Origin of the sequence: Bradyrhizobium sp. SZCCHNS30572, from assembly GCF_032484415.1 — a bacterium.
Classification (GTDB): Bacteria; Pseudomonadota; Alphaproteobacteria; order Rhizobiales; family Xanthobacteraceae; genus Bradyrhizobium.
In genome coordinates, this window is record NZ_JAUESY010000009.1 from 224,074 (window position 1) to 238,444 (window position 14,371).

Sequence of the window (14,371 nt, forward strand, 5' to 3'; positions counted from 1 at the left end):
GATGGCTCCGTGAGCCCAAGTCCGTGAGCCAAGTGTGAAATCCCAAGCCCGTCCGGAAACGAGGGAACTTTGGCATATGCGCCATCCAGCGGACCATGCAGAATGCCCGCCGTCAAGCACCACACCTGCGAGCACCGCCATGGCCCAACCGCTCTCGATCGCTCTCGTCCTGTTTCCACATCTGACCCAGCTCGATCTCACCGGTCCGGTGCAGGTGTTCTCCAGCGTGCCGGGGGCGACACTGCATCTGGCGTGGAAGAGGATCGAGCCGATTCCGACCGACTCGGTCCTCACACTGATGCCGACCACCACCTTCGCTGACTGTCCGCGGGCGGACGTGATCTGCATTCCCGGCGGCTTCGGCGTCGACGCCATCCTCGATGACGCCGAGGTCATCGGCTTCATCCGCCGCCAGGCCGAAGGAGCCAGGTACGTCACCTCGGTGTGCACGGGCTCGCTCGCGCTCGGCGCCGCCGGCCTGCTGGATGGCTATCGCGCGGCAACCCATTGGAGCGCGCGCGAGTGCCTGCCGCTGTTCGGGGCAACCGTCAGCACCGAGCGCGTCTGCATCGACCGCAACCGGATCACCGGCGGCGGCGTCACGGCCGGCATCGACTTCGCGCTGACCCTGGTGGCGCAGTTGGTCGATCGTCAGACGGCGGAGGCAATCCAGCTCAGACTCGAATACAATCCGGCGCCCCCTTTCACCGCTGGATCCCCCGACACGGCGCCGCCCGAGGTGGTGTCACGCATGCTGGAGCGGATCGCACCGTTCCGGAAGCGGCGAATCGAGGCGGCGGAGCATGCGGCGACCGCCCTCAGGACCAACCCGGCGTAGCGCAGGCTTGGCAGGCTCCCGAAAGTAAAGAGGCCGCCCGGAGCTCGGGGCGGCCTTTTCCGATCGGGTCATCTCGAGCGAAATCGAATCAGCCGCCAGGAGTCCAGGGCTGATAATCACCGGTGGCCTTTGGCCTGCGACCGCTGCCCAAGGTCGAGCCGGCCGGGCGATACGCCAGCGCAGTCCCCGTCAGGTTCGGCTCATGCGGCTTTTCCCACTCGCGCGGCTTGTAGCCCTCCTGAGTCGGCGGCACGTCGACCATATGATGCATCCAGCCATGCCATTCGGGCGGAATACGGCTGGCTTCGGCCAGGCCGTTATAGATCACCCAGCGCCGCTCGAAATGCAGCACCGGGTCGATCTTGCCGCCGGCAGTCCGATAATAGCGGTTGCCCTGTGCGTCCTGCCCCACGAGCTCGCCGAAGCGCCAGGTCCACAATTGCGTGCCGAAAGTCTGGCCGTTCCACCACGTGAAGAGCTTGAGAAAGAACTGTTTCATGGGCTTGGGGCCGGTTCTGTGAAGGTCCCGGTTCTGATGCCACCCCGCCCGCATCTTGTCCAGTGTTGCACCGCCTCCGCCCGCGACGATGTATCGGTTCGCGGCGGGGAACGACATCCGCGGCCTGCGGTTAGGTCACTTTCCCCCCTGATGGAGCGATAGCGATGACCAGACTGAAGAGATGGAGCACTGCGGCGGCAGTGGCGCTGATTCTGCCGCTGGCGGCAGCGACGACGAGCTTTGCCCAGGGTCCCGGCGGCGGCGGTCGTGGTCCGGGCGGCGGTGGTGGTGCCGCCGTCGGCGGGGGCGGTGGCGCGGCCATCGGTGGTGGCGGCGGCGGAGCGATCGGCGGCGGCGGACGCGGCGGCTTTGCGGCGGGCCCGGGTGGCGCCGGGATGAGCGGCGGCAGCTTCGCCGGACGCGCAGCCGTTGGCGGCGCAGCGCTGGCGGGTCGCGGTCCGGCGGCCGGCGCCAACGTCGCCGTCAACACGGGTGGCGGACGCGGCAACTGGAGCGGCGGCAATTGGAGTGGCGGCGGCTGGCAGGGCGGTCACCGTGGCGGCTGGCATCACCGCGGCGGCGGCTTCTGGCCGGGTGTCGGCGTTGGCGTCGGGATCGGATTGGGCAGCAGCTATGCCTACTACAACGATCCGTATTATTACGGGCCCGACTATTACTCCGACTACTCGTACTATGACGACTCCGCGCCTGTCGCCATCGTTGGAACCGAAGGCGTCGACCCGAGCTACTGCGCACGCAGGTACCGCTCGTATGATCCGGCTTCGGGAACCTATCTCGGTTATGATGGCTTTCGCCATCCATGTCCGTAAGAGTCTGACATAGTAGCTGCGACAACAGAGGGCGGCGAGCCTATGCTCGCCGCCTTTTTCGTGCCGTATTGTTGTTTGTTCTGTGTCTAATGCGCCACGTTGCAGGCCGATTTTCGCCCATATTCCAAAATGTGCCCCGCGACGTGCAGATGATCGTCCCGTTTCGGTCCAATATTGTTTGAGCTCGTGATTCTGCCCGTTTGGCCGCTTCGCAGGCTTGGTTGATATCAGTTGATGGACACATGGATTTTCGCGGAACTCGCGCAATGCAAACGCCGCGGGTGAGTGGCTTGGGCCTGCCGCCCGCGAACGCGCCAAGAACTTCGAACAAGGAGGCGCGCCTTGCCGACATATCTTCACTGCTTGGACGCAGCTGCATCGAAACTCGGATGCATGGGGCTGGCCGCGATGATCCCCGGCCCAGCTGGCGGACATGTCGATGATTGAGAAACGCAGATGACCTATCAGCGCCTCGCATTGGGGCTCGGTCTTGGAACGCTGCTGGCGATCGGCGCCGCGTCCACGGCGCTCGACATCAAGTCGCGCCACGACGCGGCCTGGGTGAATTCATCGCTCGACATCCTGCAGAAGACCTCCGATCTGCGTCTGCTGCTACGCGAAGCGGAAGCGACCTCTCGCGGCTACGCACTCGTCGGTGACGATCAGTTCAGGACGGAGTTTGCCGATGTCAGCACGAGAATTCCGGTCGCCATGGCCGAGCTGCGGCGCGCCGTGGCCGACAATCCCGAACCGCTGAAGCTTCTGACCGAGACCGAAGCCCTGATTGTCCGCAGGGTCGAGCTCGCTGCGGAGCTGATCCGGTTGCACGCCGCCTCGGATCGTGCGGGGCTCGAAGCCCTCAGAAGCCGCGCCGAAGGGCCGGCGACCATGAGCGAGATCACGGCCCATCTCGACCGTTTCGTTGCCGATCAGCGCAAGCTGCTGACGCAGCGTTCGATGACGTCGAAATCCACCGGATCGCTGCTGCTCACGATCGACCTGTGCGGTCTCGCGCTGCTGCTGATCATCGCCTTCTACCTCATCCGGCGGACCTATCTCCACGATCGTGCGCTGCGCGCGTCGCTGGTCCGCTCCGAAGCCGAGGCCAACTCGCTGGCGGAAAAGGCCGAGCAACAGCATCTCGACCTGATCGCCGCCCATGAGAAGCTGCGCCATTCCGCCGAGATCCTGCAGAACACGTTCAACAGCATGGCAGAGGGCGTGCTCGTCATCGATGCCACCGACACCGTGGTATTCTCGAACCCCGCGGTCGAACATCTGCTCGGCTACAGCCCGGAAAAGAATCTGGCCGACGTCCGCGCGCGCCTCCGCGTCTACGAAAGCGACGGCGTGACGCCTGTCGCAGCACACGACCTGCCGACGCCGCGAGCGTTGCGGGGCGAGAGCTTCGACCGCCGCGAGCTGATCGTCTACCGGCCCGACCGGGACGAGACGCTGCGGCTGATGATCTCCGGCCGCCCGCTGCGCGACGCCGCGGGCGGCATTACCGGCGCGGCGATGGTCTATCACGACATCACCACGGCGCACGAGACCGAGCGGCTGCTGCAGCAGGCGCAGAAGCTGGATGCGATCGGCAAGCTCACCGGCGGCGTCGCACACGACTTCAACAACATGCTGACGATCATTACCGGCACCATCGAAACGCTGGCCGACGAGGTGAAGGACCGCCCCGCCGCCGCGGCGACCGCGGCGCTGATCGGACAGGCGGCAGACCGCTGCACCGAGCTGATCCGGCATCTGCTCGCCTTCGCCCGCAAGCAGCCGCTGCATCCGCGCGACAGCGACGTCAACAGCACGATTCTCGACATCGCAAAGCTGCTGCGTCCGACCCTCGGCGAGCAGATCGAGATCAACTCGATCCTCGAAGAGGAGACGCTGATCACGCACATCGATTCGGCGCAGCTCGCCAACTCGCTGGTCAACATGGCGATCAACGCCCGCGACGCGATGCCCAATGGCGGCAAGCTGCTGCTGGAATCGCGCAGGGTGGAGCTCGATGAGGCCTATGCCTCAGCCAACGCCGGCGTGACGCCCGGCCCCTATGTCATGGTCGCCGTCAGCGACACGGGTACTGGCATGTTGCCGGAGGTCCGCGACCGCGCCTTCGAACCCTTCTTCACGACGAAGGAAGCCGGCAAGGGCTCCGGCCTCGGCCTCAGCATGGTCTACGGCTTCGTCAAGCAATCCGGCGGCCACATCAAGATCTACAGCGAGGAAGGACGGGGCACCACGATCCGGCTCTACATCCCTGTGCCCAAGGGACAGGCTGCGAGCCCTGCTCGGCCCGAGCCCCCGCCGCCGCGCGGCGAGGAGACGATCTTCATCGTCGAGGACGATCCACTGGTGCAGGACTTCGTCGTCTCACAGTTGCAGAGCCTCGGCTACAAGACCATCACCGCATCGACCGGGGTCGAGGCGCTGGCCAAGATCGACTCCGGCCAGAGCTTCGATCTCCTGTTCACCGACGTCATCATGCCCGGCGGCGTCAACGGCAAGGAGCTCGCCGAGGAGGCGCTGCGGCAGCGGCCCGGCACCAAGGTGCTGTACACGTCCGGCTATACCGACAATGCGATGGTCGAGCACGGTCGCCTCGACCAGGCTGCGCTGCTGCTCACCAAGCCCTATCGCAAGTCGGAGCTCGCCAAGATGGTGCGGCTGGCGCTGGCAGGCCCCGTGGATGACGCCTTGGCCGATGATGCCTTGGCCGAGAACGCCTTTTCCGAGGACGCGCAGACGCGCGCTCACTTCTCCTGACTTGACCATCGCGCAGATCGGAACTGCGATCGTCACGGAGCTGGGCGCCACAAATTCCAATGGAAACCTACCCCATGCAATTGGCAGGACGCGACGGCATCCCGCGCCATTGGAGGCCACCGATGATCCGCCGGCGGGTGGTGATCGGGCTCGGCCTTGGAACCCTGCTCGCGATCGGCGCCGCGTCGACGGGACTGGACATCAAGGCGCGCAACGATACCGCCCTGGTCGAGCACACGATGGAGGTGCTGGAGAAATCCTCCGAGCTCCGCGCCCTGCTGCGACAGTCAGAAGCCGCCTCGCGCGGCTTCGCATTGTCCGGAGCCGACCGGTTCATCGCAGAGTTTCAGGCGACGAGTGGACTTATTCCTGCAGCCTGGGCGGACCTGCGAGAGCTCGTCCGGGACAATTCCTCGCAGAGCGAGCGGCTGCGATCGATCTATGGCATCGTGCAGCGGCGCATTCAGCTTGCCGGCGAGCTGATCCGTCGCCACGCGGCGAACGATCGCGACGGCCCGGAGGCGCTGGCGGCGAGCGCGGCCGGTCCGGCGGCGATGACGACGATCAACCAGGCGCTCGACGCCTTTACCGATGAGGAGCGCCGGCTGCTGGCGGACCGCGCCACGATCTCGCGACGAACCGGATCCTGGCTGCTGGCGATCGACCTCGCCGGCGTCGGCCTGCTGCTCCTGATGTCGGCCTATCTCGTCCGGCGCGCTCATCTTTCCGACCGGGCGCTGCGCTCGTCCCTCACCCGGTCACGGGAGACCGCGACCTCGCTGGAAGCCCAGGCCGTGCAGCAGCGCAGCGATCTCGCCGCCGCCTATGACGAGCTGCGCCGCTTCTCCGCCATTCTCACGAACACCTTCAACAGCATGGCCGAGGGCGTCCTCGTCGTCGATCCCGAAGGCACGATCATGCTGTCGAACCAGGCGATGGGACGTTTCCTGGGAACGAATGTGGGCAAGACCTTCGCCGAGATGCAGGCTGCCAACCAGTTCTACGAGAGCGACGCCGTCACCCGCATCGTCGACGAGGAGCTCCCGATCGCGCGCGCCTTGTGCGGGCTGTCGTTCGACCGCCGCGAGGTCGTGGTCAAGCCGACCGACGGCCGGCCGCAGTTTCGCCTGATGGTCAGCGGGCGGCCGCTGCGCAATTCCGCAGGCGCGATCAGTGGCGCCGCGCTGGTGTATCACGACGTCACCGACGTGCACGAGACCGAGCGCCTGCTGCAGCAGGCGCAGAAGCTCGATGCCATCGGCAAGCTCACCGGCGGCGTCGCGCACGACTTCAACAACATGCTGACGATCATCACCGGGTCGATCGAGGTCCTGATCGACGCGGTGCAGGACCGGCCGGCGGCGGCCGAGTTCGCAGCCCTGATCGGCAGGGCCACCGATCGCTGCACCGAGCTGATCCGGCATCTGCTCGCCTTCGCCCGCAAGCAGCCGCTGCGTCCGCGCGACATCGACGTCAACGCCACGGTGGAGGACATCGCCAAGCTGCTGCGGCCGACCCTCGGCGAGCAGGTCGAGATCAGGACCGTTCTCGCCGACGAGGATCTCATCGCCCATGTCGATTCCGCGCAGCTCGCGAACGCGCTGGTCAACATGGCGATCAACGCGCGCGATGCGATGCCCGATGGCGGCAGGCTGCTGCTGGAGACGGCGAAGACCACGCTCGACGCGGCCCATGCAGCGGCCAATCTCGGCATCGTGCCCGGCTCCTACGTCATGGTCGCGGTCAGCGACACCGGCAGCGGCATGCCGCGGGAGGTGAAGGACCGCGCCTTCGAGCCGTTCTTCACCACCAAGGATGCCGGCAAGGGCTCCGGTCTCGGCCTCAGCATGGTCTATGGCTTCGTCAGGCAGTCCGGCGGCCACGTCAAGCTTCAGAGCGAGCAGAACCGCGGCACGACGATCCGGCTCTATCTGCCGGCGGCGCAGGCGACGCAGCAGATCGAGACGGAGCACGAGCAGGCGCTGCCGCATGGCCGCGAGACGATCCTGGTGGTCGAGGACGATCCGCTGGTGCGCGACTTCGTGCTCGCCCAGTTGCAGGGCCTCGGCTACACCACCCTCGTCGCCTCGCAGGCCTCGGAGGCGCTGGCCATCGCCGCGCGGAACCAGCCCTTCGACCTGCTGTTCACCGACGTCATCATGCCCGGCGGCATCAGCGGCCGGCAGCTCGCCGAAACCATCATGACCACGCGCCCCGCGCTCCCAGTGCTCTACACCTCCGGCTATACCGGCGATGAGATGGTCGAGAATCGGCAGCTCGTGCCGGACGCGCTGCTGCTGACCAAGCCCTATCGCCGCGCCGAGCTCGCGCAGATGGTGCGGCGGGCGCTGGACGGCAAGCCGGCGGCCGGCTGGCGCTAGCCGCGGGTCGCCATCGCCACCGCGGCCAGCGTGAAGGCCAGCGCGGCCACCTGCCCTGCCCCGAGCGGCTCGCGCAGCGCGATCGCGGAGGCCAGGACGCCGATCACCGGCACCGCCATGGTGCCGATCGCCGCCACCGACGCCGGCAGCCGCGACAGCGCCGCGAACCAGGCGACATAGGCGACGCAGAACTGGATCACGGTGGAATAGAACATCAGCGCCCAGTCGAGCTGATCCAGCTTCGTCCAGTCGGAATGCTCGACCGCGAAGCCCACGAGCACGATCGGCACGCAGCCGATGCCGATCTGCCAGGCCGCCGCCGACAGCGGCGGCAGCCTGATCGGGAGCTTCTTGGCCATGACCGTGCCGAGCGCGAAGCCGAACGCGCCACCGAGCACCATCAGGATGCCCGGCAGCTTGTCGCGGCTGGCGTTGAGCCCGTTGCTGCCCATGATCGAAGCCAGCCCGGCGAACGCCAGCACCAGCGCGAGCACGCGCAACAGCGTCGGCCGCTCGCCGAGGATCGGCCAGGCCAAGAGCGAGGCCCACACCGGCATGGTGTAGGCGATCAGCGCAGCCTCGCTCGCCGGCAGCCACAGCAGCGCCAGCCCCATCAGCACCATCCAGGCGGTGACGTTGAGCATCCCGGCCAGGATCAGCCGCGGCCAGACCTCCCGTGGCACGGCGAGGCTCTGGCTGCGGATGACGGCCAGCAGCGCCAACAACAGCGCGCCCACCACCCCGGTGGTGCCGCGCAGAGTGAGCGGCGGCAGCACGCCGACCAGATGCTTGGTGACCGGCCAGTTGAAGCCCCAGCCGAGCGAGGTGATGGCGAGGAACATCAGCCCGGCGGGCGTGATCCGCCCGCTGGCCACTGGCTTGTCTGTCATGGAATCACCGGCGCCGTCCGTGGGAGGATGAGCTTGCCGGCGTTTTCCCGGCCACACCAGGGATTGTGGGGCATGCCTGCCCCGCGAACGCTCCGTAGGCGCCCGTGAGTCCCGCCGATGCAAGCGAAACACGTCATTCGCACGCGAATAAATCTGCCCCTGTGAACAGCGGGACGAAGCCCTGTGGACAGCCTGCGGCACAAATTTTTTCGGTTTCGAATCCGCGAGGAGTCGCCGATAGTTACGGCCATCACGATACCGGCACACGCCCTGGTTATCCCGTACTTTCCCCCATATTTAGTGTTTGGTTTAGGAACCCGTACTAGTCCTTGACGGGCGGAGCGGAGTCGTCCTAGCTTCCGGCCCGGTTCGGCGCACAGTCATGTTTCGGGTCTGGCCGGCCGCTTCCCTCGAGAGGGTTCGAAGACGACCACGCCGCCGTCGCCACGGCAGCGGGCGTGGGTCGCCGTCTGCCCTGTAGACCATCGCTGCGCCGCCGCGCCCGAGCGGGGAACCCACTAGATGTGGGGCCTCCCCTGCAGGGACGACGGAGCAGAACGGCGGGAGTGACGCGTTGAGAACGGACGGTGCGGGCAGCGGACGGGCTGCACGCCCCGCGCAGGAAGACGGGGCGAGACGCCGGACAACGGCGCAAGGCCTTCGCCTTCGAGGCTGAACAGATGCGGACCGGGCAACCGGTTGAACTGCGGCGGCAGACGAATTTTCCGGCAGCGTCCGGGGACTTCCAGCCGTCGCCCTTGGATGCAATGATCCCGGCCGCCAAGCGCGGTCCGGCAAGAACTATTGGGGCTCGCGATGCGGATTGAACGGCGCAACACCACCGAAGGACAGTCGCCCTATGCAGGGATCGACTTCCGCCTGACCACGTCCGAGATCAAGAATCCGGATGGCTCCGTGGTGTTCCGGCTCGAGAATGTCGAGGTCCCCGAGTTCTGGTCGCAGGTCGCCTCCGACGTGCTGGCGCAGAAGTATTTCCGGAAAGCCGGCGTCGCCGCGCGCCTGAAGAAGGTCGAGGAAGAGAGCGTGCCGTCGTGGCTGTGGCGCTCGGTGCCGGACACCGAGGCGCTGGCCGCTCTCCCTGAGAACGAGCGCTACGGCAGCGAGCGCTCGGCCAAGCAGGTGTTCGACCGTCTCGCCGGCTGCTGGACCTATTGGGGCTGGAAGGGCAACTACTTCTCCTCGGAAGCGGACGCGCAGGCGTTCTATGACGAGCTCCGCGTCATGCTGGCCAAGCAGATGGTCGCGCCGAACTCGCCGCAATGGTTCAACACCGGTCTGCACTGGGCCTACGGCATCGACGGCCCCGGCCAGGGCCACTATTACGTCGACTACAAGACCGGCAAGCTGACCAAGTCGAAATCGTCCTACGAGCATCCGCAGCCGCACGCCTGCTTCATCCAGGGCGTCGAGGACGACCTCGTCAATGACGGCGGCATCATGGATTTGTGGGTGCGCGAGGCGCGCCTGTTCAAATACGGCTCCGGCACCGGCTCCAACTTCTCGCGGCTGCGCGGCGAAGGCGAGCGGCTGTCGGGCGGCGGCCGCTCGTCCGGCCTGATGAGCTTCCTCAAGATCGGCGACCGCGCCGCCGGCGCGATCAAGTCGGGCGGCACCACCCGCCGCGCCGCCAAGATGGTGGTGGTCGACGCCGACCATCCGGACATCGAGGCCTATATCGACTGGAAGGTGAAGGAGGAGCAGAAGGTTGCCGCGCTCGTCACCGGCTCCAAGATCAACCAGAAGCACCTCAAGGCCGTGATGAAGGCCTGCGTCAATTGCGAGGGCTCCGGCGACGACTGCTTCGATCCCGAGAAGAACCCGGCACTGCGCCGCGAGATCAAGCTCGCGCGCCGCGCGCTGGTGCCCGACAACTACATCAAGCGGGTCATCCAGTTCGCCAAGCAGGGCTACAAGGACATCGACTTCCCGATCTACGACACGGACTGGGACTCCGAGGCGTATCTGACCGTGTCCGGCCAGAACTCCAACAACTCGGTGTCGCTGAAGGACGACTTCCTCCGCGCGGTCGAGACCGACGGCGACTGGAGCCTGATCGGCCGCACCAACAAGAAGATCGTCAAGACGCTGAAGGCCAGGGACCTCTGGGAGAAGATCGGCCACGCCGCCTGGGCCTCGGCCGATCCCGGCCTGCACTTCAACACCACGATGAACGACTGGCACACCTGCAAGGCGTCCGGCGACATCCGCGCGTCCAATCCGTGCTCGGAATACATGTTCCTGGACGACACGGCGTGCAACCTGGCCTCGGCCAACCTGCTGACGTTCTACAACACCGAAACGAAGCACTTCGACGTCGGCGCCTACGAGCATCTCTGCCGGCTCTGGACGGTCGTGCTCGAGATCTCCGTGCTGATGGCGCAGTTCCCGTCGAAGGCGATCGCCGAGCTGTCCTACGAGTTCCGCACACTGGGCCTGGGCTATGCCAATATCGGCGGCCTCTTGATGACCATGGGCCTGTCCTACGACTCCAAGGAAGGCCGCGCGCTGTGCGGCGCGCTCTCGGCGATCATGACCGGCATCGCCTACAAGACCTCGGCCGAGATGGCCGGCGAGCTCGGGTCCTTCCCCGGCTACAAGAAGAACGCCGCGCACATGCTGCGCGTCATCCGCAACCATCGTCGCGCCGCGCGCGGCGAGGCGACCGGCTATGAGGCGCTCTCGGTCGCCCCGGTGCCGCTCGACCACGCCCACTGCCCGCAGGTCTCGCTGGTCAGCCACGCCATCCAGGCCTGGGACGACGCGCTCGCGCTCGGCGAGACCAACGGCTATCGCAACGCCCAGGTCACCGTGGTCGCCCCCACCGGCACCATCGGCCTGGTGATGGATTGCGACACCACCGGCATCGAGCCTGACTTCGCGCTGGTGAAGTTCAAGAAGCTGGCCGGCGGCGGCTACTTCAAGATCATCAACCGCGCCGTGCCCGCAGCCCTGCGCGTGCTCGGCTATCGCGAGAGCGAGATCGCCGAGATCGAGGCCTATGCGGTCGGTCACGGCTCGCTGTCGAACGCGCCCGGCGTCAACGCCACCACGTTGAAGGCCAAGGGCTTCACCGACGAGGCCATCGCCAAGGTCGAGAAGGCGCTGCCGACCGCGTTCGACATCAAGTTCGTGTTCAACAAGTGGACGCTCGGCGAGGACTTCATCGTCAAGCAGCTCGGCGTCACCACTGAGGCGATCGCCGCCCCCACCTTCGACCTGCTCACCGCGATCGGCTTCACCAAGCGCGAGATCGAGGCCGCCAACGTGCACATCTGCGGCGCGATGACGGTCGAGGGCGCCCCGCATCTGAAGGCGGAGCACTATTCGGTGTTCGACTGCGCCAACCCCTGCGGCAAGATCGGCAAGCGCTATCTCTCGGTCGAGAGCCACATCCGCATGATGGCGGCGGCGCAGCCGTTCATCTCGGGTGCGATCTCCAAGACCATCAACATGCCGAACGACGCCACGGTCGAGGACTGCAAGGCGGCGTATCTCTTGTCGTGGAAGCTCGCGCTGAAGGCCAACGCGCTGTACCGCGACGGCTCGAAGCTGTCGCAGCCGCTCAACTCGCAGCTCATCGCCGACGATGAGGACGAGGACGATGCGGTCGAGTCCTTCTACGACAAGCCGATGGCCGCGCGCGCCACGCAGGTCTCGGAGAAGATCGTCGAGAAGCTGGTCGAGCGCATCGTGGTGATGCGCGAGCGCGAGAAGATGCCGGATCGCCGCAAGGGCTACACCCAGAAGGCGGTCGTCGGCGGCCACAAGGTCTACCTGCGCACCGGCGAGTATGACGACGGCCGCCTCGGCGAGATCTTCATCGACATGCACAAGGAGGGCGCGGCACTTCGCTCCTTCATCAACAACTTCGCCATCGCGGTGTCGCTGGGCCTGCAATACGGCGTGCCGCTGGAGGAGTATGTCGACGCCTTCACCTTCACCCGCTTCGAGCCGGCAGGCCCCGTGCAGGGCAACGACTCGATCAAATATGCGACGTCGATCCTCGACTACGTGTTCCGCGAGCTCGCCGTCAGCTACATGTCGCGCTTCGACCTCGCCCATGTCGATCCGTCCGAGAGCAATTTCGACGCGCTCGGCCGCGGCGTCGACGAAGGCAAGCCGTCGGAGGACGGCCCGAGCCAGCAGGCCGCGAAATACGTCTCGCGCGGCCTGACCCGCTCGCGCACCGACAACCTCGTGGTGATGCGCGGCGGTACTCCGTCTCACGGAGTGTCGGCGCAAAAGTCGGACGGCCCCAAGATGGCATACTCTGCGCCACGCGACCTCATAGATGGCGCCATCGAAGGAGCTATTGCTCTTAAGCAAAGCGACCCCGAGCTGTCTCCAACAGAAAGACTCGAAGCGCTCCAGTGGAGCAAGTCGGGCACAGCTAACACCCATACCTCCTCCAAGGCGGAACGCCGTGCGGAAGCCAAAGCCAAAGGCTACGAGGGCGAAATGTGTTCGGAGTGCGGGAACTTCACTTTGGTCCGCAACGGCACGTGTATGAAGTGCGACACATGTGGCGGCACGACAGGATGCTCCTAATCGAGGCTTAAATGGCGCGCGACCACCGAGTTCGCATCAGAACGAGAGAAGACATCGCAAAAATTGCGATGGCTTGGTGGTTGCTCGCTACTCGACGGGGACACTTTTTCGACATCTGCTCATTTGTGCTCGGCCCGCTTACGAAGCTGCACACGTCGAAAGGGCGCCTTGATATCGAATTTTATGAAGCGGACTACGGGGATGATCCGGCCTATGTAAGCTTCAAGCCGCTCACTTTGCACGTCGATAAAAAGATTTGGGAGCAAGCATCGAAGGGTGACCCTTTTGCCCGGTATGTCATTGCCCACGAAGTCGGTCACATTCTTCTTCACGACGAATTTGCTGTCGCATTCTCTGACGAGGAAGCTGCGCGACTGAAATATGTTCAAAAGGAAGAGTCCGGTGAATGGCAAGCTCACACATTCGCCGAGCTTTTCTTGGTTCCAGATCATGTCGCACTGAAGCTTGCCGATGCCGATTTGATTGCAGGTCTGTGCGTAGTCAGCGACGATCTAGGTAAGCGCCGTCTGACGCAGGCTAAGAGCGAGAAGACGACGATTGCCCCTCAATATGAGGGGGATCCCTGCGGCGAATGCGGCAGCTTTTCACTTCTGCGGAATGGCCCCGCACGAATTTGCGATACATGCGGTAAGGCAAATCCACGATAGCTACTATTGATATCGCCACAGTAATTAGGACGCGAGAAGATGGAATCGAATTCAACACCATCCTCAGGCGTCATGCCCGAGCCCCTATGCTGGATTTGCAAGCAGAACAAGGCGGACTCAAGCGAACACAAGACAAAGCGAAGCGACCTCCTGTCCGTACTTGGAAAGCCATCGCAGAAACAACCTCTCTATTACCACGATCTTGAGAAGCAAAACCGGCCCGTCGGTAGCCTTGACGCAAAGATCCTGAAATCTCCGATACGCATCTGCGCCTACTGCAACAACACTCGTACCCAGCCACACGACTTCGCGTGGGAGGCAATGTCGGAAGTGCTGAGAACGCGACGGCTAATGGTAGGACGGTGGGTCCGTTGTAATCGGATCTTCGCGTATTTGACCAAACGAGAGATGATCAACGTTCATTTCTTTTTTCTAAAGCTCACTGGCTGCATGATAGCTGAGGCGATTGCGAATGGCCACGACGTTCCCATTCCCCTAGACCCATTCTCTACCGCGATCATGTCAGGACGGCCACATCCTGAGATCTATTTGCAATTCGGCAAGCATGATGACGGCATCGGTAGGTCAAATCTACATGTATGGACGGTTGATCCAGGCAAGAGCGTATTTGGTGGCTGGCTATATAAATTGGACAACGTCGCGGTAAGCGTCCTCTACGCTCAGACCGGCAGGTTTGAGCACCGACGCGACATTTGGCATCCGTATTCACGGACGAGTAGAAAGCGCTTTCTGATTGCTGATTTTATGTATAGCAAACAGGCAAGATCCAAGATGTCTTCGCTTGGTAAAGGCGAGCAGCAAAAATAGAACGAGTTAGCGAGCAAGCGTAGGGCGGAGTAGCGGAGCGTAATCCGCCGCTTGACCGGAGCGGTGCGTTACGCTTCGCTAACGCGCCCTACG

9 protein-coding genes are annotated in these 14,371 nt (G+C 64.6%); 7 read left to right on the top strand and 2 right to left on the bottom strand.

The window, feature by feature from the left end:
* The first annotated feature begins 139 nt into the window (after window positions 1-139).
* The gene (locus QX048_RS26095) at window positions 140-838 is read left to right on the top strand and encodes a DJ-1/PfpI family protein (RefSeq protein WP_315826850.1); all 699 of its coding nucleotides are present in this window, start codon (window positions 140-142) and stop codon (window positions 836-838) included.
* 88 nt (window positions 839-926) lie between these two features.
* Here QX048_RS26095 and QX048_RS26100 read toward each other — a convergent pair whose 3' ends face one another.
* Complete coding sequence (locus QX048_RS26100) at window positions 927-1,337, bottom strand: NADH:ubiquinone oxidoreductase subunit NDUFA12 (RefSeq protein WP_315712239.1); 411 nt, start codon at window positions 1,335-1,337, stop codon at window positions 927-929.
* Between the two features lie 164 nt (window positions 1,338-1,501).
* On the opposite strand from QX048_RS26100, the gene QX048_RS26105 reads away from it, so the two are divergent.
* From QX048_RS26105 to QX048_RS26115, 3 genes are all read left to right on the top strand, one after another.
* On the top strand, window positions 1,502-2,167 hold the full coding sequence (locus QX048_RS26105) for a BA14K family protein (protein ID WP_315826849.1): 666 nt from the start codon (window positions 1,502-1,504) through the stop codon (window positions 2,165-2,167).
* A gap of 456 nt (window positions 2,168-2,623) precedes the next feature.
* Entirely contained in the window at window positions 2,624-4,942 is a 2,319-nt protein-coding gene (locus QX048_RS26110; protein ID WP_315826848.1) for a CHASE3 domain-containing protein, read from the top strand.
* Between the two features lie 122 nt (window positions 4,943-5,064).
* Window positions 5,065-7,323, top strand: a complete 2,259-nt coding sequence (locus QX048_RS26115; RefSeq protein WP_315826847.1) for a CHASE3 domain-containing protein — start codon at window positions 5,065-5,067, stop codon at window positions 7,321-7,323.
* Here the strand turns inward: QX048_RS26115 and QX048_RS26120 are convergent.
* Window positions 7,320-8,213, bottom strand: coding sequence for a DMT family transporter (locus tag QX048_RS26120; RefSeq protein WP_315826846.1), 894 nt, complete (start codon window positions 8,211-8,213; stop codon window positions 7,320-7,322). The two genes, QX048_RS26115 and QX048_RS26120, sit on opposite strands and share 4 nt — an antisense overlap.
* An 816-nt stretch (window positions 8,214-9,029) precedes the next feature.
* On the opposite strand from QX048_RS26120, the gene QX048_RS26125 reads away from it, so the two are divergent.
* The 3 genes from QX048_RS26125 (at window position 9,030) to QX048_RS26135 (ending at window position 14,278) form a co-directional block, all read left to right on the top strand.
* Window positions 9,030-12,782 carry a vitamin B12-dependent ribonucleotide reductase gene (locus QX048_RS26125; protein WP_315826845.1) on the top strand — a complete coding sequence of 1,251 codons (3,753 nt, stop codon included), beginning with the start codon at window positions 9,030-9,032 and terminating at the stop codon, window positions 12,780-12,782.
* Window positions 12,783-12,793: 11 nt separating this feature from the next.
* Window positions 12,794-13,450, top strand: coding sequence for an ImmA/IrrE family metallo-endopeptidase (locus tag QX048_RS26130; protein ID WP_315826844.1), 657 nt, complete (start codon window positions 12,794-12,796; stop codon window positions 13,448-13,450).
* A gap of 408 nt (window positions 13,451-13,858) precedes the next feature.
* Window positions 13,859-14,278 (top strand): hypothetical protein, encoded by a 420-nt coding sequence (locus tag QX048_RS26135; RefSeq protein WP_315826843.1) that lies wholly within the window; start codon window positions 13,859-13,861, stop codon window positions 14,276-14,278.
* The last annotated feature ends 93 nt before the right edge of the window (window positions 14,279-14,371 follow it).

What these genes read in the sequence shown, in the direction of transcription:
- QX048_RS26095 (WP_315826850.1), top strand. Translation starts at nt 140, where the DNA reads ATGGCCCAACCGCTCTCGATCGCTCTCGTCCTGTTTCCACATCTGACC.
- QX048_RS26110 (WP_315826848.1), top strand. Translation starts at nt 2,624, where the DNA reads ATGACCTATCAGCGCCTCGCATTGGGGCTCGGTCTTGGAACGCTGCTG.
- QX048_RS26120 (WP_315826846.1), bottom strand. Translation starts at nt 8,213, where the DNA reads ATGACAGACAAGCCAGTGGCCAGCGGGCGGATCACGCCCGCCGGGCTG.
- QX048_RS26135 (WP_315826843.1), top strand. Translation starts at nt 13,859, where the DNA reads ATGATCAACGTTCATTTCTTTTTTCTAAAGCTCACTGGCTGCATGATA.
- QX048_RS26125 (WP_315826845.1), top strand. Translation starts at nt 9,030, where the DNA reads ATGCGGATTGAACGGCGCAACACCACCGAAGGACAGTCGCCCTATGCA.
- QX048_RS26130 (WP_315826844.1), top strand. Translation starts at nt 12,794, where the DNA reads ATGGCGCGCGACCACCGAGTTCGCATCAGAACGAGAGAAGACATCGCA.
- QX048_RS26115 (WP_315826847.1), top strand. Translation starts at nt 5,065, where the DNA reads ATGATCCGCCGGCGGGTGGTGATCGGGCTCGGCCTTGGAACCCTGCTC.
- QX048_RS26100 (WP_315712239.1), bottom strand. Translation starts at nt 1,337, where the DNA reads ATGAAACAGTTCTTTCTCAAGCTCTTCACGTGGTGGAACGGCCAGACT.
- QX048_RS26105 (WP_315826849.1), top strand. Translation starts at nt 1,502, where the DNA reads ATGACCAGACTGAAGAGATGGAGCACTGCGGCGGCAGTGGCGCTGATT.